Consider the following 21,546-nt stretch of genomic DNA (forward strand, 5'->3'; position numbering starts at 1 on the left):
CGTTTACTCCAATATAAATTTCTCTGCTACGGTATCACCAAGAAACAAACCTCTCTTGGTCATCCGAACTTGCTTGTCATCTGGAACCAAAAGGCCCTGCTCCGTCAGACTGGCCACCACTTGTCCATAGCGTTGGTCAAAGGACACACCGAATTTTTCTTCAAAACGTGCCTTGGACACACCTGTCTTTTTCCGTAGACCTAGGAACAACTCCTCTTCCATCTTCTCTTCCAGTGTCAGGTGTTCCTCTGTGATTCGAGCCTTACCTGCTTCAACAGCCTCTAGATAATGCCGGATAGGCCCGTGGTTCTTGTAGCGAATCCCGTCCACATAGCCAGAAGCTCCTGCTCCTAGACCATAGTATTCTGCATTATCCCAGTAGACCAGATTGTGGCGACTTTCAAAGCCAGGCTTGGAGAAATTGGAAATCTCATAATGCTCAAAGCCTGCTTTTTCCAACTCTTCAATGATGTACTCAAACATCTCTGCTTCCAACTCTTCTTTCGGTAGAGGAAGCTTGCCCCGTCTCATGCGATTCATAAAGACCGTGTGGTTCTCTAAAATCAAGCTATAGAGGCTCATATGGGGAATGTCCAGGTCGATGGCCTTAGCGACATTTTCCTTGACCTGGTCCATGGTCTGACCCGGCAGAGCATAGATTAAGTCGATGGAAATATTGTCAAAGCCTGCCTGCTTGAGGTGGCGGATATTGTCATAAATATCTTGCTCTTGGTGGCTCCGACCAATCTTCTTCAGCATTTTATTATCAAAGGTTTGGACGCCCAGAGAGACCCGATTAACCTGAGAGTCTTTGAGGACAGCGATCTTATCCGGATCCAGATCTCCAGGATTGGCCTCGATGGTAAACTCCTCTACCTCCGATAGGTCCATGACCTTAGGCAATTCTGTCAAGAGATAGGCCAGTTGCTGGGCAGATAGAGCTGTCGGTGTCCCTCCACCGATGTAAAGGGTCCGGAGTTTGCCAATCTCATATGACCGAGTCTCCTGGATCAGGTGTTCCAGATAGGCATCGACCGGCTGATTTTTGATAAAAACCTTCGAAAAGTCACAATAATAACAAATCTGGGTACAAAATGGAATATGCACATAGGCAGAGGACGGTTTAGCTTGCATAACCTTTATTATACCACATTTCGCACCAAAGCCCGAGCAGAAAGGGGAGGGTAAAGTAAGGATTTCCTTGACAAGAAGGAATGAAAGGAATAGAATAAAGCTAATCACATTCGGAGGTAAGGAGATATGAACAACTAAGTTTCGTTAAATAAGATACTTTATTTAGTGGACTGCTTGTTCTATCTCTTTTTGTGTACCCTCTTGCCTATTGTCCAACATTTTGTTGGCTATATTAGGTCTTTTTCTGCTTGGGTTCCACTTGAATACAGCTCTACTAAATAAGTAGAGCTGTTTTTTGTCCCAGTAGAAAGGAATCTTATGCTAAAACTATCCCACCTTACCATCCGCCATACAAAAGATTTACGCGATTTGGTTCGTGATCTGTCCCTAACCATTCATGAGGGAGAAAAAGTTGCCATTATTGGCGAAGAAGGAAATGGAAAATCTTCCTTGCTTCATGTCCTTATGTCCCCAAAATCCCTACCAGATTATCTGACCATAGAAGGCGAAATCACCACTTCCTTTCACTCCTATGCCTATATTCCCCAGACTTTGCCGGAAGCCTTGAAGGGAAAAAGCTTAGAAGAATATTTTTTTGGAGAAGACGAGCTAGACTATGCCACCCTCTACAGACTGGCTGATCAATTGCAATTTGATAGCGACCGCTTTGCAAGCGACCAAGCTATTGGAAGTCTATCTGGAGGAGAAGCCCTCAAAGTCCAACTGCTTCACGAACTTTGCCGTCCTCATGAATTGCTATTTTTAGATGAACCTTCAAACGATCTAGATTTGGAAACCCTGGACTGGCTCCAACAGATGATCCAAACGAGCCCCCAAACCATCCTATTTATTTCCCATCATGAGGATTTTTTGACTCAGACGGCGGATACGATCATACACCTCAGACAGATCAAACACCGCAAGGAAGCTGAAACCATCGTAGAGCACCTAGGCTATCAAGACTATAGTATCCAGAGGGAACAACAATTTAAGCAACAGTCTCAGCAAGCGGCCAACGATCAACGAACCTACAAGAAAACAATGGAGAAGCATCGCCGCGTCCGTCAGCAAGTCGAAACTTCTTTACGAAACACTAAGGATAGCACTGCCGGACGTCTCCTTGCAAAGAAAATGAAGTCCCTCCTCTCACAAGAAAAGCGCTACGAGCGAGAATTCCAATCCATGACTTCCCAACCCTATGATGAGGAAGTCATCAATCTGCATTTCCCACCCCTCACTTCCTTGTCTCCTCAAAAACGAGTCCTTCTCTTAGATCAGGAAGAGCTCGCAATTGGTGACCGGGTCATGGTCAAGAACCTCTCCCTTACTCTTCTAGGGCAGGATAAAATAGGGATTATCGGTTCCAACGGTGTGGGCAAATCCACCTTCCTAAAAATGATATGGGAAAGTCTACAGAAGAATGAGAGCATCCGCACTGCCTATATGCCTCAAGATTACACTGAAGGCCTCCCTCTGACTCAGACACCCGTTCAATTCTTACAGCATTCAGGCGATCGCGAAGAAATCAACACCATTCAATTGCATTTAGCCTCCCTCAACTTTACCTATTCTGAAATGCATCATCCGATTTCTGAACTTTCTGGTGGCCAGCAGGGAAAACTCTTTCTCCTACAACTAGTCCTCACAAGTCCCCAATTTCTACTCTTGGACGAGCCTACTCGCAATTTTTCCCCCACTTCCCAACCAGAAATTCGACGCCTATTCGCAGACTACCCAGGCGGACTAGTCACGGTCTCTCACGACCGGACCTTCCTCAAAGAAGTCTGCCAAAAAATCTATCGTCTGACCGAAAATGGTTTGGTAGAGATAGAGTCGCTTTAATGCAAAAAAAGATTGGCCAAAACCAATCTTTTTTTCTATTTCTTCGCTGCCTCTTGTCCCATTTCCTGTGTACGTTTGTAGGCTGCTTCCACTCCTGCAATAATGTCGCCCCGTAAGCCGACTTGTTCTAAGCGATTGACTCCTGCGATGGTAGAGCCACCTGGGCTACAAACTGCATCTCGCAAGCGGGCTGGATGCTCGCCTGTCTCTAGGACCATTTGACTAGCTCCTTGGAAGGTCTGGGCCGCCATCTGCAAGGCTTGCTCTCGAGTAAGCCCTAAGCATACTCCTGCATCCGCCATGGCTTCAATCATCTGATAGACAAAGGCTGGACCACAGCCTGCGACAGCAGTTGCAGGATCCATCAATGTTTCTTCAATTTCATAGAGAGCTCCAGCTCTTGTTAAGAGCTGCTTGACTTGGGCTACTTGCTGGTCTGTCACTGCTTGAGAGCGGGCCAGACTGATGACCCCTTGACCGATAGCTACAGGCGTATTGGGCATGATGCGAATGAGCCCCACGCGGTCATTTTTAACCACACGCGCCATTTTGTCCAATTCCAGGCCTGCAGCCATGGACACCAGTAAGAGATTGGAGCGTTGAGACAGGACAGTTTGGTACTCTTCTAAAAGAGGACAGATCTGGTAGGGTTTGACCCCTAAGAAGATGACCTCCGCTTCTTTAAAAGCCTCTTCAAGATCAGACGCTGTTCCCCCATACTGGCCGATAAACTCTTGCACTTTTTGAGGGGAGCGGTTGACCAAAAGCAGATCTTTCGCAGCCACTTCTTTTGCGACCGCTTTGGCCAGACTAGCTCCCATATTTCCAAGTCCGATAAATGCTACTTTCATGACTTACCTCACTTGACCGTTTCCAGTAACCAGATACTTATAACTGGTCAGCTCTCTCAAGCCCATGGGACCACGCGCATGCAACTTCTGGGTCGAGATGCCCATCTCACAGCCTAGGCCAAACTCTCCGCCATCTGTGAAGCGGGTCGAAGCATTGACATAAACGGCCGCCGAGTCTACCTGGTTGCTGAAGAGTTCAATGGCTGTCGCATCTTCAGAGACAATGGCATCTGAATGGTGGGTACTGTGGGCTTCAATATGAGCAATCGCCTCTTCTACAGAAGGGACCACCTTGACAGCCATGACATAATCCAAGAATTCCGTATCAAAGTCAGTCACAGAAGCTGGTGTCCCTGCAATGATTTGCTGAGCTTGAGCATCCAAGCGCATCTCCACTGGTACTTGAGCCTCGTCTACCAAGGCTTTCTTCACTTGTGGCAGAAAGTCATCAGCAATAGCTTCATGCACCAAGAGAACTTCCATTGCATTACAGACAGATGGTCGGCTGGTCTTGGCATTCTGGATGATACTGAGAGCCTTGCCTAAATCTGCCGCTTGATCAACATAGACGTGAACAATCCCAGTCCCTGTCTCAATCACAGGGACAATTGCTTGCTCTACAACTGCCTGGATCAAGCCAGCTCCCCCACGTGGGATGAGAAGGTCTAAATCCCCCTTGGCCTTCATCATGACCAGACTGCTCTCCCGACTGGTATCTTCGACCAACTGGAGGACAGCAGGATCAATAGCGGTCGCTTGCAAGCCTGTTTTTAAGGCGCTAACGATGGCATGGGCTGTCTGATAGGCATCCTTGCCACTGCGCAGGACAACAGCACTCCCGCTTTTCAGGGCCAAGGCTGCTGCATCAGAGGTCACGTTTGGACGACTTTCATAGATAATCCCAATGACCCCCATGGCCACTCGTTTCTTCTGAATGACCAAACCGTTCTCCAGGGTCCGCTCCTCCAAGAGTTCTCCCACTGGATCGGGTAGGGCAGCCACTTGGAGAATCCCATCAGCCATGGCTTGAATGCGCTCTTCTGTCAAGAGCAGGCGATCCAGCATCACCTCCGAAATCCGACCCTGAGCTGCTTCCATATCCAATTGATTAGCAGCCAAAATGTCAGCTGTGGCATCAACCAAGGCGTCGGCCATCGCTCTTAAGGCTTTATTTTTCTCATCACTTGTTGCAGTATTAATACTTTTTTTGGCCTGTTTAGCCAGGCGAATCTGATCGATCGTCTCCATCTAATCCCTCCTTTAAAATTCTGTAAATAAGAGTTCTACCTCAGGTGTGATGGTAATCCAATCATCCCGGTGAATGACGATGCCCTTTGGCTTTTGCCCATGGAGCAAATCCTTAATGGCTGCAGCCCCTAAGCGGGTACGCCCTTTCCCAATGACCTGTCCAGTCTCTGCATCATGAACCGTGATAATATCGGAGTAAGAGAAGGCTCCTTCAACCTTTACCACACCAGACACAAGGATACTCTTACCCTCTTCTTTGACAGCCTTAACCGCTCCTTGGTCCAGCCATACAGACCCTTGGCTAGGGGCATAGAAGGCCAGCCATTGTTTCTGATTACGCAAAAACTTGTCCTGAGCTGTAAAATAGCTACCATCCTGGGTTTTCTCTGACGCTTCAAGAAGAGCATCTTCTTTCAGGGACGAGCAAATGTAAACAGGAACACCTGATTCTGTAGCGATGGTGGCTGCTTTGATTTTTGTCAGCATGCCTCCTGTCCCATTACTTGAGCCTGCTCCACCAGCCATCTCGATAATGTCCTTGCTGATTGAATTGATCCGTTCCAAACGTTTGGCAGTCGGGTCCTTTTGAGGATGTCCTGTATAAAGACCATCCACATCCGTCAGCAAGACCAAGAGATCCGCCTGGACCATGGCTGCCACTTGGGCACTCAGGGTATCGTTATCCCCGACCTTAAGCTCCTCAATCGAGACTGTATCGTTCTCATTGATAATCGGAATAGCCCCCCTTTGCAAGAGGACAGAGAGAGCCTGGTGGGCATTTTTATAGCGGCGTTGATCGACAAAGTCATCCTGGGTCAAGAGGACCTGGGCAGAAACGATGTCGCGTAACAGTAGATTAGAGGTATATTCTTCTAACAGCAGACCTTGGCCAACTGCTGCAGAAGCCTGCTTATCCGCAATCTTGGTCGGGCGTTTCTTAAAGCCCAGTGCACCAAATCCAGCTGCAATCGCACCCGAAGAGACCAAAATCAATTCATGTCCTTGCTCGTGTAAGAGAGCCAGTTGCTGGGTGATGGCCTTGACCTTGCTCCGAGACAAGCTCCCATCTTGATTGGTTAGGGAAGAGGTTCCTACTTTAAACACAATTCGCTTATTCTTCATCCATTCATTCTCCAAAGTATTCGATTGTAACATTATACCATGAAAGCCTTAAAAATTACTAAGAGGAGACCAGGAGCGCCGTTTCCCCACAAAAAAACGAGTTTGAACCACAAGAGGTAAACTCGTTTTGATGATTGAATGCTTATCCTTGACGGAGCTGCTCCAAGGTTTCTTGGAAAATCTCCGGTACCTCCACTGAAAACTCCATGACTTCTCCCGTCCGTGGATGGGTAAACCCCAGTGTCTTGGCATGGAGGAACTGGCCATGGCCTTTCAAAGTCTTGCGAGGGCCATAGACTTCATCACCAGCGACCGGATGGCCAATGTAGGCCATGTGAACCCGTATCTGGTGGGTCCGTCCTGTCTCCAATTGCAACTCGACCAAGCTATAATCCCCGAAACGCTCCAAGACATGGAAACGGGTCAGAGCTGGTTTTCCTTTGGCTGTCACAGCCTGCTTCTTGCGGTCCTTGTCACTCCGTCCAATCGGCGCCTCAATGACACCCCGATCGTTGGGAAGATTGCCGTGGACAATAGCCCAATACTTGCGCAGGGACTTCTTAGCCTTGAGCTCATCTGCCAAGGCTACATGAGCTGCATCATTCTTAGCCACCATGAGAAGGCCAGAGGTGTCCTTGTCAATCCGATGGACGATTCCTGGACGAAGCTCCCCATTGATCCCTGACAAGTCCTTGATGTGATACATGAGGGCATTGACCAGGGTCCCACTAGTATGCCCGGCACTCGGATGGACCACCATGCCCTGGGGTTTATTGACCACTGCAACATCCGCATCCTGATAGACAATCTCTAAGGGGATATCTTCTGCCTCGTAGGTCACTTCTTCCACTTGAGGAACTTCGTAGCTGATAACATCCTCTTCTTTTACAGTATACTTAGCCTTTTTGACTTGACCGTTGACGAGGATTTTTCCTTCCTTGATCTGCTCATTGGCCAAGCCACGTGAGAGTTCAGTCAACTCTGAGACGGCCTTATCCAGTCGCGCTCCAGCGACTTCTACTCTAACTTCCATGGCTCTCCTCTCTCAATATATAAATCAGTAGCAGTCCCACACCGATGGTTAAATAGATATCTGCTACATTGAAGATGGCAAAATTCATAAAATCCAAGTGGAACATATCGACGACAAAGCCCTGACGGAGTCGGTCAATAAAGTTGCCAATACCACCAGAAATAATCAAGGTCAATCCCAACAAGAGCCAAATGGAACCTTTGATATGACGATAGAGATAGACAAAGGCTGCCCCCATCGCAATCAAAGTAATGATGGTAAAGAACCACTGTTGGTTTTCTAACATGGAGAAAGCCGCTCCAGAGTTCTTGAGGTAGGTCAGACTAACCACTTTGGGAATGAAGCGACGCATACCCCCTAGCGGGATCTCCTTGACGACATACCCCTTCACCGCTTGATCCAGAAGGATCAAGAGGAGGATACTGATAAAAATACTTACTTTTCTCTTCATTGCCTACCTCTTCTCATCAAAGTAGGCTTCCATAACTTGGACAAACTTCTCAGCCACTGGTGAGAGATCTACCTCTTCCCGTTTGACATAGACCATTTTATTATTGAGATCATCGATCAAGGGGATAACCGTAATGCCATTCACCGACTGGCTATCCAAGAAGCCAGAACCAGTCGCATAGGCATCGGTTCGCTCTAAGATCCCATTCAGGGTTGCCCGGTCCGTCACATTGAAGAGCTGGGAACTGCTACTCGTATCGACAAAGTTCTCCGAATAGTAGAGATATTCATCCTTTTCCTGGGTAAAGCGAACAGTCGGTAAGTGTGCCAAGTCCTCCATCACTAAGGATTCTTTCTTAGCTAATGGATGGCCCTTGCGCAAATAGATATGGGTCTGGAAAGGAATCAGGTCAACGACTTCCAAGCCCAGTTTATCCACCCGTTGCATGATCCCTTTTGTATTTTGCTTATTGAGGTAGATAATCCCCAGTTCACTATGACCCTGAGCCACTTCATCCAGGATTTGAACCGTTGTCGATTCAAAGATTCGGAAGTCTTTATTCTCCGGATAAAGGACTGAGAATTGGGTAATCAAAGGAGGAAGGAAATCATAGTGCTGACTCGAGATCGAGAATTCCTTCTTTTCTTCCTCAGGATTGGCATACTGGTTTTGAAAAACATCAAATCCCTTGACCAATTCTTGGGCCTTTTCATAAAATTCCATCCCGCGGCGGGTCAAGAAAGTCCCTGAACTAGTCCGACGGAAAATCTTAAAGCCCAGTTCCTTCTCCAAGTCTCTCACAGAGATGGACAGACTCGGCTGACTGACGTACATTTTTTCAGCTGCTTCACGAAAAGTACCACTATTGGCAATCGCAACAACATAGCGTAATTGTTGAATATTCATGTCTTCTTCCTTCTAACAATATCACTCCATTATACCATAATCTAGAGGATGAAAAAAGATAGGGACATCAATCGAGAGAGATCAAAAAAACTCCCTGATGAATCAGAGAGTTTTTGAATACAAATTATTTTGCGATTGGGTAAACAGAAACTTGTTTCTTATCGCGACCTTTGCGTTCGAAGCGTACTACGCCTTCAACTTTAGCGAACAAAGTATCGTCTCCACCACGTCCAACGTTCACACCTGGGTAGATGTGAGTACCGCGTTGACGGTAAAGGATAGATCCACCTGTTACAGTTTGTCCATCAGCTGCTTTAGCTCCAAGACGTTTAGCTTGTGAATCACGTCCGTTTGATGTAGAACCTCCACCTTTTTTGTGGGCGAAAAGTTGCAAGTTAGCAAGATTCAATTTCAACATAATTGTTTTCCTCCATGTTAGTTTTCTGTGATAACTCTTGTTTGGACGAACTCGGATGAGTTCTCCGATAAGTTTGCCATCCCTAAGAAAAATGATTCAAAGAATAGTTGGGTCATTTCTCTTTGATGAGGTGGAATGTCTGTCGGGATTGTGACCCGCATGAAGCCACCCTCTTCTTCGTTTAATTCTAGTTCCGGTTCATAGCCTGCAAATTTCTCAACTGAGTTGACAAAGTTAATGGCAAGCGTAGAAACCGATGCACACACGACATCTAAGCCGTATTCGCCACTTTCGGCGTGACCAGTAATTTCTGCACTCCTCAGCTCGCCATCTTCGGCTCGTTCAAAGACTGCTTGTATCATGTGTTCTCCTAAAAATTAAGCGTTGATTGCGTTGATGACAACTTTAGTGTAAGGTTGACGGTGACCTTGTTTACGGTGGCTACCTTTTTTAGGTTTGTACTTGTAAGTAACAACTTTCTTTTGTTTTCCTTGTTTTTCAACAGTTCCAACAACAGTAGCTCCTGAAACAAGTGGAGTTCCGACAACAGTGTTTTCACCACCAACAAGAACAACTTCGTTAAATGTAACTTCTTGACCAGCTTCAACGTTCAATTTTTCAACGTAGACTGCTTGACCAACTTCAACTTTAACTTGTTTTCCGCCAGTTTTAATGATTGCGTATGTGCTCATTATGCACCTCCTATGTATTTTTGGGTTTCCCCGTATTTTGTGAAGACTCGCCTAGCATCGTGGGACGAACCACTTAAGCTCAAAGGATGAGCAACGATGATCGAGCGGTTGCACAGGCATGTGCATAGTCAACTCTCTAAGTATATCACTTCTATCAGACAAAGACAAGTATTTTTGTCCCTTGAAAACGGATTTTCTTTAAAAATTTCTTTTAAGTGTTTACAAGAATTAAACGGCTTCTATAAATCTCAGTTATCTTTATAAAGAAGCTATTTATGATTTAGTTGTTTCCTTTGATGAATGATCTCACCCATCATAAAATTCATGGAGCAATTGGATCAGTTCTTGCTGTTGTTCTAGTAAGTTCTGACCGATAGTGGTGGATTGGATGAGGGTACGGTCCTCCAGGTCTTCAATTACCCTCTTCAAGGAAGTTTGCTCAAATGGCGAATCTACTACCTTTTGAATGTCTTGGAAGGGCTGGTGGGTTACCAGTTGAAAACCATAGGAATTATTAAGGAGTGAATAGCCTGCTGTACCTGTCTTCTTTTGATATGCTTCGCAAAGACCCCCGTCAATGACAAAGAGCAGGCCTTCACCTCGAATAGGCGATTCCCCTTTACCTGTCTTCACTGGTGTATGTCCATTCACAATGCGAGATACCTTGGCTTCAAGACCAAATTCTTCTAAAATTAATTGGCAAATCTTTTTTGAATTGCGATAGCTAAAATACTCATTTTCTATTTCCTTATGCGTTTCTGCCTCCTCAATAAAATACCGTTCAAAGGTCGTCATCTTATTCTTCCCAAAGAGAGGAGATAATTGCCCTCGCCAGCAATACCATACTATATCGGTTGAAAGGTCGTCCCCAATTTCTTTGTTTTTTGCCGCAAGTCGAATATGGTATTCGAAAAAGTCTAGTAATTCTTTCCCAGCATACTGGGCTTGATGAAGAACCAGAGGTTGAAATTCCCCAGAAGGTTTCAAGGGAATACAGCCATGAAAAAGCAAGTGATGATTGTAAACTTTATACATGGAACCTTTCTTCATTAACAGCTCCATATGTTTGGCCATTTTGGGAGATCCTTGGAAGGAAGCCAGCATGCTGTCTACTATTTGTTTTTCCTCTAAGGATAATTCAGAAGGATTTTCCCAATCTATGGTTTGGAAGCAGGTATTTTTCAAGGAATAGCTGATCCCGTCAATGCTGATTGTATTCTTCCAATAATCAATGTGATACAGCAAGATTTGATTGTCCATCTGAAATTCCGGCCGTCTCTTCATCAATTGAGTTTCTATCTTAAATTGGAGAATGGCCAGCGCTTGATGGACTTTTTCCAGCTGCAATATTTCTTCAGCTGTAAATTCCTCCGCTCTTGTCCCCAGGATGGGCCTAAACTTAGGATTGGCTTTGTAGGTTTTATCCGCAAACAGGGTTAAGGATCGAATGTTTAAGCCGTAGGCTTTTTCGATATCCCACAAGTAACCGTAACGAGCTGCAATGCGCAATACATTCAATAAACAGGCCTTGGATCCAAAGAAAGCTCCCATCCAAATGATATCGTGATTGCCCCATTGAATATCTAAGGAATGAAACTGAAGGAGCACATCCATTACCTGGGCACTTCCAGCCCCTCTATCAAAAATATCTCCTACCACATGCAGGTGATCTATCAATAAGCGACGAATACTGCCGGCAATTCCCAAGATAAAAGGATCCGCTTCTCTTAGTTCAATAACATAACTTAGGATAGTCTGGTAATAAGAATGTTTATCGGCTAGCGTAAGATCACTATAGATCAATTCTTCAATGATATAGGCATATTCCTGGGGCAAGGCCTTCCTAAGTTTGGAACGGCTATATTTAGCTGCTACAAAACTCAATAGTGTTAAGAGTTGAGAAATCGTAGATTTATACCACTCTTTCTCCTTATTCACTTGTTCCAAAACCCTCTCTGGATAGGATACCAGAGCTGACAGTGTATTCTTTTCCTCTTGTGACAAGGAAGCTGCAAAGCAATCATTAATTTTCTCATTTAAAATTCCAGCGCAACTCCTCAAAATATAATCAAAAGCCGCAAATTCTCCATGAATATCACTTATGTAGAGCTCTGTCCCTTTTGGTAGGTTTAAAATGGCCTCAAGATTAGTGAGTTCAGTAATGACTTTTTGACGAGAATCAAATTTTTCTAGTAAAATACGCTTATATTGCTCCATATCATTTCTCCAAGGAATCTGCAGTTACAACCCAATCTAGAATGATTCAAGAATCAGTTCATCTTCTTTAATTGCTCCTCAATTAGGAAAGCTGTCTCTTCAATCGATTTATCCGTCATATTGATGACTTGAGCGCCATATTGTTTAAAGACCTTCTTGGAATAATCCAATTCTTGATAGATTTTTTCTAAATCCGTATAGCTTGTTTCTTGTGTTAATCCTAAAGAATCCAAGCGATGACTTCGAACTTTCATTAATTTTTCGGGCTCACAGATCAGACCAATTAAACGACGAGAGTCAACCTTATCTAAGACCTGAGGTAAAGGAACTTCTGGGATCAAAGGTAGATTTGCAACCTTGTAGCCCTTATTGGCCAGGTAAATACTCAGGGGTGTTTTTGAGGTACGGGAAACACCAAGCAGGACCAAATCGGCTTCTAAAAACCCCTGGGGTGCCTTACCGTCATCATATTTCACAGCGAATTCGATTGCTGAAATCTTTTTAAAATAATCACTGTCCAGGCGGTGCAAGGTTCCTGGAACTTCGATTGGTCTGGTTCCGGTCTTTTCTTGGATGATTTCAAAGAATGGATGCATGAGATCTAAATAAGCCAGACCATTTTTTTGGCTAAATTCTCTAGCTACTGATGCTAACTGACTATTGACCAAGGTGCTGATGACAAGTGCATTATCCTTCAAGGCATCATATAAGATATCCAAGAGTTCCTCTTCTTGATTGATAAAAGGGAAACGGTAACTATTATTAAAAATGATATCTGGATACTGTGCGGTAACTGCTGACAATAATTTTTGGGAAGTCCCTCCCAAAGAATCTGAAATACTATATACAATGATCTCTTTTTTCATATTTATTCCTCTTCACTCTTCAGTTCAGCATTTCTTGCTTGTAAGATAATGTAATCGAGCAAGACTGATTTGGTCACCGTTCCCACAATTTTTCGGTCATTTTCCTCATCGACTACCGGTAAGGAATCGATGGCATGATCCTGCAAGAGGGCAGCCGCTTCTAGGATGTTCATGTCTTTTGTACAGGTAATGATATGTGGCATTCGAGTCATACAAACTGCTACAGGGGTAGTCTGGATACTCGAATTAAGAGATGCCCTCAATAAATCTTTACGGGACATAATACCCAGTAAGAGCTTGTCTTCATCGATAACATAAAGGACATCGGCATCATACATAAATAGGGTGATAATGGCATCCTGAATATAGGAATCATGGGTGACTAATACAGGAGAGGTCATGATCTCTGCCACTTCTTTTTGAAAAGTATCAAAAAAGAAAAGTGTTTCGAGATCTAATCCAGAATAAGTATAGCCAATTTTGGGAGTCGCTTTCAATATACCAACCAAGGTCAAAAAGGACAAATCTGGTCGCAGGGTCGCTCTTGAAATATCCAATAAATCAGAAATCTTCTCTCCACTTAAGGGCTGATGCATTTTTACAATTTCAACTATTTTCTTTTGTCGTTCACTTAATTTCAAAATTTCCTAGCCTTTCTATTTCTAGCTCCATGATGATGATATCAGGCATCTCTAAAGCAATATTTGTCATATTTTCATCATTTACTTTTAAATAATCATCATTTTTAATAAACATTATAGCAGAATAATCCAATTAGTCAACATAAAAAGATGTATGTTTTGTTTGACAAATATATGTGATGTATAATACAATGATTTTGTCTTAAATATGACACATATTTAGTTTTTTGGAGGCTTATATGACAAAATGGATTTACTCCTTCGAAGAAGGAAGTGCGAAGGCCAATGATCTACTGGGTGGGAAAGGCGCTAATTTAGCTGAGATGAGCCATCTGGGACTACCGGTTCCTCCTGGATTTACCATCACCACAAAAAGTTGTATCCACTATCTCGATAATCCCGACTTCTTTGAGTCCTCTTTGAAAGAGGAAGTTTTGAAAGCGGTTGCTAAACTTGAAGAAAAAACGGGTAAGTCTTTTAGCGGAGAAGATCCTCACTTACTCTTAGTGTCTGTCAGAAGCGGGGCTAAATTTTCTATGCCTGGGATGATGGATACCATTCTCAATCTTGGTCTCAATGATCAGCAGACTCAATTACTGGCCAAAGAAACCAATCTAGATTTTGCCTACAACTGCTATCGCCGTCTACTCCAGATGTTTGCTGATGTAGTCTATGGCATCGATAAGGGACTTTTTGATGATCAACTAGCAGCTTTTGAACAAAAACAGAATAAAAAGGTCCATGATTTTGACCTAGCCCAGCAACAGGAATTGATCCAGCACTATAAAGATCTCTACTCCAAACACAAGCAAGAATTTCCTGAGAACCCTCATGAACAACTCTTCGCTGCCATCCAAGCTGTCTTCAAATCCTGGAACAACAATCGGGCTAGAATTTATCGGGAGCTTCATCAGATCCCTCATGATTTAGGAACAGCTGTCAATGTCCAGGCCATGGTCTTTGGAAATAGTGACCAAGCCAGTGGTACAGGGGTTTGCTTCACTAGAAACCCTGCAACTGGTGAGGCAGAACTGTTTGGTGAATTTTTGCTCAATGCTCAAGGGGAAGATGTGGTCGCTGGGATCCGCACTCCTGAGCCGATTGCAGCCTTAAAAGAAATCCAACCTGAAACCTATCAGGCTTTCAGAGACTACGCCAAGATCCTTGAAAACCACTATAAGGATATGCAGGATATTGAATTTACCATTGAGAAAGGCAAGCTCTACATCCTCCAAACCCGAAATGGTAAACGAACATCCAAAGCTTCTTTAAAGATTGCTCTAGATATGGTGGACCAAGGTCTAATTCGTAAGGAAGAAGCTCTCCTGAGAGTCACTCCTACTTCCATCAGTCAACTGATTCATCCAGTCTTTGAAGAAACTGCTTTAGAGAAAGCACCCTTCTTAGCTCAAGGCCTACCAGCCAGCCCAGGTGCAGCTACTGGACAAATCGTCTTTACCGCCGACCGAGCTAAAGAAATCGATCAAGAAGGTAAAAAAGTCATCCTGGTTCGGCAAGAAACTTCCCCAGAAGATATTGAAGGCATGATTGTCAGCCAAGCTATTGTTACCAGCCAAGGGGGAATGACCTCCCACGCTGCTGTTGTAGCTCGTGGCATGGGAACTTGCTGTGTCGCAGGTTGCGGAGAATTGACTATCAGTGAAGAAAATAAAACCCTTTCCTGTGGCAATCTGGTCCTAAGGGAGGGAGATCTCATCTCCGTCGATGGTTATTCTGGTTGCATTTATCGTGGCGAACTTCCTACTGTCCTAGTTGAGAACAACCAAGACCTCCAGCGCTTGCTTGTTTGGGCAGATGAAGTCGCCATCCTCCAAGTTCGAGCCAATGCAGAAACCGTCAAAGACTTGACGACCGCTATGAACTTTGGGGCCAAAGGGGTCGGGTTGGCCCGGACGGAACACATGTTCTTTGGACAAGAACGGATTCTTGAAATGCGTCGCCTCATCTTAGCGGATACCGAAAAAGAAACAAAAGAAGCCCTCAATAAGCTCCTAGAATTCCAAGAAAAAGATTTCTACCAAATGTTCCAAACCGTCCAAGATAAACCGATGATTGTCCGCCTGCTCGATCCACCTATGCATGAGTTTCTACCTAAGGATTCCCAAGAAATTGCATTATTAGCAAGCAAACTAAAAAAATCTCCTGATAAACTTGCCGACCGTATTGAAAGTCTGCAGGAAAGCAATCCGATGTTGGGACACCGGGGTTGCCGTCTCGGCATAACCAAGCCGGATATCTACAAGATGCAGACAGAAGCTATTTTTAGAAGTGCTATCAAATTGCATCAAGAAGGTCAAAAGATTAAGCCGGAAATCATGGTTCCTTTAATTGCTGATCAAAAAGAATTAGCATGTATCAAAGAGTATCTTGTTCAGCATATTGAACAGCTTTTCAAACAGTATGGTCAGGAGCCATTCCCTTATGAAATTGGTACCATGATTGAACTGCCCCGCGCCTGCCTAACTGCTGATAAACTGGCTCAAGAAGCCGATTTCTTCAGCTTTGGCACCAATGACTTGACCCAGATGACCTATGGCTTCTCTCGGGATGATATTGGCAAGTTCATCGGCCACTACAAGGACAAGGATATTCTTTCTTTTGACCCCTTCCAAAAAATCGATAGGGAGGGAGTCGGTGAATTAATGAGAATTGCTATCAGCAAGGCCCGTCAAGTAAAACCGAACCTCACTATCGGTATCTGTGGCGAAGTTGGCGGAGATCCTTCTTCAATCTCCTTCTTCCAAGACATACAAGTCACCTACGTTTCCTGCTCTCCTTACCGGGTTCCTGCTGCTAGACTAGCCGTCGCTCAAGCAGCACTCAAAGAAGGACAGAATTAAGTCCCCCTTACATTAGAAAAGCACCCTTGAAGCTAGAAGCATCGCATCTACATTCAAGGGTGCTATTTGTCTTTATCAAACTCACGCCAGTGGTCAGGGCTCTTAGTGAGATCTGATCACCTTCATCTCTTACAACAAATCCTCAATCAGCTCATCGACTTCATCCGCTTCCGCTTGAGGCGTGATTTCTGTCACGATGATACCTGCGACAGCCCGCTCCACCAAAGCTTCCACGTCCATACGTTCCTCATACTTCTCCGCATTTTTGAGTTTTGGATTGGTCTTTGGACGATCCGGAGCAAAGATGGTACAGCAATCTTCGAAAGGCTGGATGGAGATTTCAAAGGTATCAATGGCTTGGGCGATATCGATAATCTCCAACTTGTCCATAGTCACCACTGGACGAATGACGGGCGTATTGGTCACGGCATTGATAGCCTGCATGCTCTCTAGCGTTTGGCTAGCTACCTGACCAAGACTTTCCCCATTGATGATGACTAGGCCTCCACGGATTTGACGGATACGGTCTGTAATGCGCATCATAAAGCGACGGGTCAGGGTCATGAGATAAGCTTCCGGCGCCTTGGCTTTAATCTCTTCTTGAATCTCAGTAAAAGGTACTTCGATAAACTGGATATTGCCCCCAAACTTGGTCAATTTACGAGTTAAATCGTGGGCTTTTTTCAGCGCACCAGGACTGGTATAAGGAGGGCTAGCAAAGTGGACCGCCTCGATGTCCACACCACGCTTCAAGGCTAGGTAACCCGCTACTGGAGAATCAATCCCACCAGATAGCATGAGCATGCCTTTACCAGACGTCCCAACTGGCAGACCACCTGCTCCCTTAATGGTTTCGTAAGAGATATAGGCTGCTTCTTCCCGGATCTCTACTTGGAGGTTGATATCCGGTTTTTTCATTTGGGCTTGGATACTTGGGATCGCTTCAAAGACAGCGCCACCCAAGGTTTGGTTGAGCTCACGGCTATCCAACTCAAAAGAATGGTCACTTCGTCTGCTGGAAATCTTGAAGGTCATCCCTTCTTGGTAAATATCCTGCATGATTTCTTGAACGGCTGAAATCAAGGCTGGGACAGATTTTTCAATCTTGTAAACGGGTGAAAAATTTTGAATCCCGAAAACCTGTTTGAGGGATTCAGCTACCTGTTCATAATCCGTTCCATTTAGATAGGCATGGGCCCGGTCCCGATCGGCTGTCACCTTGACAGCTGGGTAAATGGACAAGACATCTGAGATATTATTGCGCAATTTATTAATGAAGCGCATCCGGTTCTTTCCTTTAGTAGAAAGCTCCCCATAGCGGATCATAATTTCTGAATAAGTTAATGGCATAGTAACTTCCTTTTCTTTTCCTTAACGCACCTTTCGCGTCTTTTCATAAATCAGTTTGAACTTGGTCAAAAATTGCTCGACCTGACTCATGTCATTTTCGAGATCGAGGCTAAGGCGGACTGCTGTTTGTGCCAGAGCCTTATCGACTCCCATAGCGATCAGGGTTCCAGCTGGTTTGCCAGCCTTGGAAGAGCAGGCAGAGGTGGTCGAGATATAAATCTCATACTCTTCAAAAGCGTGGACGATGACTTCTCCTCGCACTCCCTTGATACCAAAAGTCAAGATATGGGGTGCAAAGCCCTCATCTCCTGAGAAGACAGTCACATCTGGATAGTGGGCTAATTCCTCACGAATGACTTCCTTCAACTGGTGGCACTTGCGTTCAAAGTCCTCTTGACGCTCCATCGCCAAGCGCAAGGCCTTGGCAGTCGCTGCAATTCCAGCTAGGTTCTCAGTCGTCGAACGAAGGTCCTTTTCTTGTCCGCCACCTGTTAAGAGGGGACTGATCTTTTTTCCTTCTTTGAGATAGAGGAAACCAACCCCACGAAGTCCATGGAACTTGTGACTGGAGAAGGTCGCTAGATCCACCCGTTCTGGTAGGTAGAGAGCGGTTGAAACCTTAGCCAGTGCCTGAACCCCATCGACATGGAAGGTGATGGTCGGACGATCAGCTAATAGGTCCGCAATAGCTTGAATAGGCTGAATAGAGCCCACCTCATTGTTGACGGCCATGATCGAAACGAGGGTTGTATCCGGACGCAAGAGTTTTTTCAGCTCTTCTACTTGGACAAAGCCACGCGCATCAACTGGGGCAAGATCCACCTCAAACCCCTGACCTTGCAGCCAGAGAGCCGATTCCTTCACAGCCGGATGCTCAATAGCTGAGACAATGATATGCTTTCCATAAGGAGCTTTTTCAAAAGCAACTCCCTTGATCGCCCAGTTATCCCCTTCTGTTCCACCTGAGGTGAAAAAGATTTCTTCTGCTTTCTTGCCTAGGAGGGAAGCAATCTGCTTACGAGATGCCTCCAAGATCCGGGTCGCTTGACTTCCCAGGTTGTGCAAGCTAGATGGATTGCCCCAAATTTTGCTTGCGACTTCCGTGTAGGTAGCCAAGGCCTCGGGATAAGGTTTGGTTGTTGCTGAATTATCAAAGTAAATCATCTTCCACTCTCTCCTAGTCAATTTTCAATCATCTTATTGTAACATTTATAGGTTGGAGGGACAAGGATTTGGCAGGCTTCATTTTGTTCCTAGTTTCAGACAGAAAACTTGTAAATTTCTCAAAATAGCTTATGATGAAGATGGAGAGTTTTGTAAAACGCTTACAAAATCCCCTGTTGTTTTTTATGACCTACTCAAGTCCAGAACTGGAACTGATTGAAGTTACAAGGAGACAAGCATGAAACGACCGATCTATTTTTCCATTGCCCTAGGTGGAAGTCTTGCTCTTGGAGGACTGCTCACTGTCCTACCACCACTTCCATTTTCCCTCCCTTCTGCCCGACTAGCCTGTCACGGTAAAGGACAGTGTGACCTACAACAGCCCTTGGAGAAGCCACCATACTTTAGGGAAGATGAAGGCAGTCTCCGCGAAATGAGCCTTATCCAACCAATCCCTGGTGAATCCGATAGCCATATCGAATTCAAATGCTTGGTCGAATATAATGGCTGGTTCCGTCGTATTATCCGTGTCAAAGATGTAAAAGTGATTTCAAAAACCAAGGAATTCAAGGGTAAAATTGACTACTCTATCCCGGATCCAAACAAGATAGAGATTCAGGCGAATGGCCAGTTTATCTCTCCTAATGACTCCTCTAGTTTTAGTAACCATGAAATCATCAGCCAGCCTAGTCAAACAAACCAACCAATTTCAGTCTCTGAAAAAGGACAGGCAAACTTTGAAACGTCCTCTGAGGCAAGCGAGACTCAAAGTGTCCAGTTTGAAAGCAATTTGAAATTTTAAAAACCTCTTTCATTTCTTCTTAGACATTTTCATAAAAATAACGTATAATGACTAAAGTGTTCACATAAAAGAACCAAATATGAAATGAAGAGGAAACAGATTATGTCACAATACTCACGAAAAGAAAAACACCAAGACAGCAACAGACCATCAAGAAGCGAAAAAGTGAAACAGAGCCTTTCTTTATTCCAGATGATTGTCGCAACGATTGCTAGTCTTCTCGGTATTATCGTTACTTCCTTTACTATTTACAGTATCATGAAACCGACGACTAAGACAGAGGAGAAAAAAGATGGCTCCACTAGCGTTGTTGTTGTCCATGAAAAGGATGGATCTGCTACTGATTCAAGTGCTACGGGAACAGATACCAGTGCTAGTAGCAGCCAAGCATCGGAAGCAAGCTCTGAACAAACTGACTCGTCACAGGTAGAAACCAGTGCCAGTGAAGCTCCTGCAGACACAACACCATCTGCTACAGATACCGAATCATCTGCTAATTAATAAAAAGACCATTTGGTCTTTTTATTATAGAAAAGAGTACTTTTAAAAAAACTTTCCTTAGGTGAGTACGGACGTCAGCGAACTTCGAAGAAGTTCCATGACTTAGTTTTGGACCTAAGGTTCCAAAACTCCCGAGTGCTTGAAACATTATTGTTTCAAGCACTTTTCTCACAGCGGAAAGTTTTATAACTACATAAATGAATCGAACCATTAGACATCACTTTTTTTAAAAAAATTAACTAGTTATTTTATGCAAAAAAAGTTTGTATGCATTCTAAAAAACAGTATAGTCTATTTTAAAAATATAGAAAAGCCTCTGCCGGCCAGAAATCCTGATTGACAGAGGCTAATTGTTATTTGAGAACTTCTTGTGTTTTCGCATAGTTGGCTTCGACAGCTTCTTTTTCAGCTTTCCACCAGTCTTGGTTGTCTGTGTACCACTTAATGGTTTCTTCCAAACCTGCTTCGAAGTTTGTGAATTGTGGTTCCCAACCTAATTCTTCACGCAATTTTGTTGAATCAATAGCGTAACGCAAATCGTGACCAGCACGGTCTGTTACACGGTCGTAAGCATCTTTTGGTTGTCCCATTTTTTCAAGGATCAGCTCAAGCACTTCCTTGTTATTCTTTTCACCATCAGCACCGATCAAGTAAGTTTCACCGATACGACCCTTAGTAAGAATCGCCCAAACACCAGTTGAGTGGTCGTTGGTGTGGATCCAGTCACGGACGTTCTTGCCTTCACCATAAAGTTTTGGTTTGATACCAGACAAGATATTGGTGATTTGACGTGGGATGAACTTCTCGATGTGTTGGTATGGACCATAGTTGTTTGAGCAGTTTGAAATGGTTGCCTTAACACCGAAGGAACGAACCCAAGCCTTCACGATCAAGTCTGAAGCAGCCTTGGTTGATGAATAAGGGGATGATGGGTTGTATTTGGTTTCTGCTGTGAATTTTTCACCAGGACCTTCCCCATGTCCAGGAAGATCTTCGCGCAATGGAAGGTCTCCATAGACTTCGTCTGTTGACACGTGGTGGAAACGAATATCGTACTTGCGAGCTGCTTCCAAAAGTGTGTAGGTACCAATGAAGTTTGTGTGGATAAATGGTGATGGGTCATTCAATGAATTGTCATTGTGGCTTTCAGCCGCATAGTGAACGATAGCATCAGCCTTAGCAGCCAATTGGTCAACCAATGCTGCATCAGCAATATCACCCACAACCAATTCTACACGGTCCCCAAGGATTTCCTCAATGTTGGCACGGTTACCTGCGTAAGTGAGTTTGTCAAGGACAGTCACATGCACGTCTGGATGATTGTTGTAAACATAGTGTACGAAGTTTGAACCGATGAAACCAGCGCCACCGGTTACGATGATGTTTTTGTATTCAGTCATTTTTTCTCCAAATAGTTTTTAGTTTTGATTGTTCCTTTGGCTAGTGA

The 21,546-nt window shown here is 44.4% G+C and carries 20 protein-coding genes and 1 other annotated feature; of the genes, 4 read left to right on the top strand and 16 right to left on the bottom strand.

Features of this window, described 5'->3' with window-relative positions:
* Positions 1–3: 3 nt before the first annotated feature.
* Positions 4–1,134: a radical SAM family heme chaperone HemW gene (gene hemW / locus AC3E6G_RS04680; protein WP_048788942.1), complete on the bottom strand. Its 1,131-nt coding sequence runs from the start codon at positions 1,132–1,134 to the stop codon at positions 4–6.
* A gap of 318 nt (positions 1,135–1,452) precedes the next feature.
* Here hemW and AC3E6G_RS04685 point away from each other — a divergent pair, with 318 nt between their 5' ends.
* The gene (locus AC3E6G_RS04685; protein ID WP_490700552.1) at positions 1,453–2,976 is read left to right on the top strand and encodes an ATP-binding cassette domain-containing protein; all 1,524 of its coding nucleotides are present in this window, start codon (positions 1,453–1,455) and stop codon (positions 2,974–2,976) included.
* 35 nt (positions 2,977–3,011) lie between these two features.
* Here AC3E6G_RS04685 and proC read toward each other — a convergent pair whose 3' ends face one another.
* The 12 genes from proC to AC3E6G_RS04745 form a co-directional block, all read right to left on the bottom strand.
* Positions 3,012–3,827 carry a pyrroline-5-carboxylate reductase gene (gene proC, locus AC3E6G_RS04690; protein WP_490700553.1) on the bottom strand — a complete coding sequence of 272 codons (816 nt, stop codon included), beginning with the start codon at positions 3,825–3,827 and terminating at the stop codon, positions 3,012–3,014.
* Between the two features lie 3 nt (positions 3,828–3,830).
* Positions 3,831–5,075, bottom strand: a complete 1,245-nt coding sequence (locus AC3E6G_RS04695; protein WP_125335557.1) for a glutamate-5-semialdehyde dehydrogenase — start codon at positions 5,073–5,075, stop codon at positions 3,831–3,833.
* A gap of 12 nt (positions 5,076–5,087) precedes the next feature.
* Positions 5,088–6,197 (bottom strand): glutamate 5-kinase, encoded by a 1,110-nt coding sequence (proB, locus tag AC3E6G_RS04700; RefSeq protein ID WP_125335555.1) that lies wholly within the window; start codon positions 6,195–6,197, stop codon positions 5,088–5,090.
* 142 nt (positions 6,198–6,339) lie between these two features.
* Positions 6,340–7,230: an RluA family pseudouridine synthase gene (locus tag AC3E6G_RS04705; RefSeq protein ID WP_125335553.1), complete on the bottom strand. Its 891-nt coding sequence runs from the start codon at positions 7,228–7,230 to the stop codon at positions 6,340–6,342.
* Positions 7,220–7,681 carry a signal peptidase II gene (gene lspA / locus AC3E6G_RS04710; RefSeq protein WP_125335551.1) on the bottom strand — a complete coding sequence of 154 codons (462 nt, stop codon included), beginning with the start codon at positions 7,679–7,681 and terminating at the stop codon, positions 7,220–7,222. The genes AC3E6G_RS04705 and lspA overlap by 11 nt, the downstream gene beginning before the upstream one ends.
* Positions 7,682–7,684: 3 nt before the next feature.
* A complete protein-coding gene (locus AC3E6G_RS04715; protein ID WP_048690250.1) occupies positions 7,685–8,587 on the bottom strand; it encodes a LysR family transcriptional regulator in 903 nt (300 codons plus the stop codon).
* 124 nt (positions 8,588–8,711) lie between these two features.
* Positions 8,712–9,005 carry a 50S ribosomal protein L27 gene (gene rpmA / locus AC3E6G_RS04720; RefSeq protein WP_003002805.1) on the bottom strand — a complete coding sequence of 98 codons (294 nt, stop codon included), beginning with the start codon at positions 9,003–9,005 and terminating at the stop codon, positions 8,712–8,714.
* 17 nt (positions 9,006–9,022) lie between these two features.
* Positions 9,023–9,367 carry a ribosomal-processing cysteine protease Prp gene (locus AC3E6G_RS04725; protein WP_006596492.1) on the bottom strand — a complete coding sequence of 115 codons (345 nt, stop codon included), beginning with the start codon at positions 9,365–9,367 and terminating at the stop codon, positions 9,023–9,025.
* Between the two features lie 15 nt (positions 9,368–9,382).
* Positions 9,383–9,697 carry a 50S ribosomal protein L21 gene (gene rplU / locus AC3E6G_RS04730; RefSeq protein ID WP_003007734.1) on the bottom strand — a complete coding sequence of 105 codons (315 nt, stop codon included), beginning with the start codon at positions 9,695–9,697 and terminating at the stop codon, positions 9,383–9,385.
* 33 nt (positions 9,698–9,730) lie between these two features.
* Positions 9,731–9,817 (bottom strand) — a sequence feature (ribosomal protein L21 leader region).
* 186 nt (positions 9,818–10,003) lie between these two features.
* Positions 10,004–11,914, bottom strand: a complete 1,911-nt coding sequence (locus tag AC3E6G_RS04735) for a fructose-1,6-bisphosphatase (RefSeq protein WP_195611901.1) — start codon at positions 11,912–11,914, stop codon at positions 10,004–10,006.
* A 53-nt stretch (positions 11,915–11,967) separates the two neighbouring features.
* The gene (locus AC3E6G_RS04740; protein ID WP_048788934.1) at positions 11,968–12,780 is read right to left on the bottom strand and encodes a pyruvate, water dikinase regulatory protein; all 813 of its coding nucleotides are present in this window, start codon (positions 12,778–12,780) and stop codon (positions 11,968–11,970) included.
* 2 nt (positions 12,781–12,782) lie between these two features.
* Positions 12,783–13,421, bottom strand: a complete 639-nt coding sequence (locus AC3E6G_RS04745) for a helix-turn-helix transcriptional regulator (RefSeq protein WP_048788933.1) — start codon at positions 13,419–13,421, stop codon at positions 12,783–12,785.
* A 239-nt stretch (positions 13,422–13,660) separates the two neighbouring features.
* Between AC3E6G_RS04745 and ppdK the strand changes: the two genes are divergently transcribed.
* A complete protein-coding gene (ppdK, locus tag AC3E6G_RS04750; protein WP_490700554.1) occupies positions 13,661–16,282 on the top strand; it encodes a pyruvate, phosphate dikinase in 2,622 nt (873 codons plus the stop codon).
* Between the two features lie 129 nt (positions 16,283–16,411).
* Here the strand turns inward: ppdK and thiI are convergent, their stop codons facing one another.
* Positions 16,412–17,632, bottom strand: coding sequence for a tRNA uracil 4-sulfurtransferase ThiI (thiI, locus tag AC3E6G_RS04755; RefSeq protein ID WP_314836863.1), 1,221 nt, complete (start codon positions 17,630–17,632; stop codon positions 16,412–16,414).
* 21 nt (positions 17,633–17,653) lie between these two features.
* Positions 17,654–18,796: a cysteine desulfurase family protein gene (locus tag AC3E6G_RS04760; RefSeq protein WP_125335534.1), complete on the bottom strand. Its 1,143-nt coding sequence runs from the start codon at positions 18,794–18,796 to the stop codon at positions 17,654–17,656.
* Between the two features lie 238 nt (positions 18,797–19,034).
* Between AC3E6G_RS04760 and AC3E6G_RS04765 the strand changes: the two genes are divergently transcribed.
* Both AC3E6G_RS04765 and AC3E6G_RS04770 read left to right on the top strand, forming a co-directional pair.
* Positions 19,035–19,598 carry a hypothetical protein gene (locus AC3E6G_RS04765; protein WP_195611909.1) on the top strand — a complete coding sequence of 188 codons (564 nt, stop codon included), beginning with the start codon at positions 19,035–19,037 and terminating at the stop codon, positions 19,596–19,598.
* Positions 19,599–19,700: 102 nt separating this feature from the next.
* A complete protein-coding gene (locus AC3E6G_RS04770; protein WP_229038968.1) occupies positions 19,701–20,099 on the top strand; it encodes a DUF6556 family protein in 399 nt (132 codons plus the stop codon).
* Positions 20,100–20,452: 353 nt separating this feature from the next.
* Here AC3E6G_RS04770 and rfbB read toward each other — a convergent pair whose 3' ends face one another.
* Positions 20,453–21,499: a dTDP-glucose 4,6-dehydratase gene (gene rfbB, locus AC3E6G_RS04775; protein ID WP_006596502.1), complete on the bottom strand. Its 1,047-nt coding sequence runs from the start codon at positions 21,497–21,499 to the stop codon at positions 20,453–20,455.
* Positions 21,500–21,546 lie beyond the last annotated feature (47 nt).

This window comes from Streptococcus sp. SCPM-O-B-23252 (M501), assembly GCF_058200355.1.

Coding starts and splice junctions, on each gene's coding strand:
- hemW (WP_048788942.1), bottom strand. CDS start 1,134: ATGCAAGCTAAACCGTCCTCTGCCTATGTGCATATTCCATTTTGTACC.
- AC3E6G_RS04685 (WP_490700552.1), top strand. CDS start 1,453: ATGCTAAAACTATCCCACCTTACCATCCGCCATACAAAAGATTTACGC.
- proC (WP_490700553.1), bottom strand. CDS start 3,827: ATGAAAGTAGCATTTATCGGACTTGGAAATATGGGAGCTAGTCTGGCC.
- AC3E6G_RS04695 (WP_125335557.1), bottom strand. CDS start 5,075: ATGGAGACGATCGATCAGATTCGCCTGGCTAAACAGGCCAAAAAAAGT.
- proB (WP_125335555.1), bottom strand. CDS start 6,197: ATGAAGAATAAGCGAATTGTGTTTAAAGTAGGAACCTCTTCCCTAACC.
- AC3E6G_RS04705 (WP_125335553.1), bottom strand. CDS start 7,230: ATGGAAGTTAGAGTAGAAGTCGCTGGAGCGCGACTGGATAAGGCCGTC.
- lspA (WP_125335551.1), bottom strand. CDS start 7,681: ATGAAGAGAAAAGTAAGTATTTTTATCAGTATCCTCCTCTTGATCCTT.
- AC3E6G_RS04715 (WP_048690250.1), bottom strand. CDS start 8,587: ATGAATATTCAACAATTACGCTATGTTGTTGCGATTGCCAATAGTGGT.
- rpmA (WP_003002805.1), bottom strand. CDS start 9,005: ATGTTGAAATTGAATCTTGCTAACTTGCAACTTTTCGCCCACAAAAAA.
- AC3E6G_RS04725 (WP_006596492.1), bottom strand. CDS start 9,367: ATGATACAAGCAGTCTTTGAACGAGCCGAAGATGGCGAGCTGAGGAGT.
- rplU (WP_003007734.1), bottom strand. CDS start 9,697: ATGAGCACATACGCAATCATTAAAACTGGCGGAAAACAAGTTAAAGTT.
- AC3E6G_RS04735 (WP_195611901.1), bottom strand. CDS start 11,914: ATGGAGCAATATAAGCGTATTTTACTAGAAAAATTTGATTCTCGTCAA.
- AC3E6G_RS04740 (WP_048788934.1), bottom strand. CDS start 12,780: ATGAAAAAAGAGATCATTGTATATAGTATTTCAGATTCTTTGGGAGGG.
- ppdK (WP_490700554.1), top strand. CDS start 13,661: ATGACAAAATGGATTTACTCCTTCGAAGAAGGAAGTGCGAAGGCCAAT.
- thiI (WP_314836863.1), bottom strand. CDS start 17,632: ATGCCATTAACTTATTCAGAAATTATGATCCGCTATGGGGAGCTTTCT.
- AC3E6G_RS04760 (WP_125335534.1), bottom strand. CDS start 18,796: ATGATTTACTTTGATAATTCAGCAACAACCAAACCTTATCCCGAGGCC.
- AC3E6G_RS04765 (WP_195611909.1), top strand. CDS start 19,035: ATGAAACGACCGATCTATTTTTCCATTGCCCTAGGTGGAAGTCTTGCT.
- AC3E6G_RS04770 (WP_229038968.1), top strand. CDS start 19,701: ATGTCACAATACTCACGAAAAGAAAAACACCAAGACAGCAACAGACCA.
- rfbB (WP_006596502.1), bottom strand. CDS start 21,499: ATGACTGAATACAAAAACATCATCGTAACCGGTGGCGCTGGTTTCATC.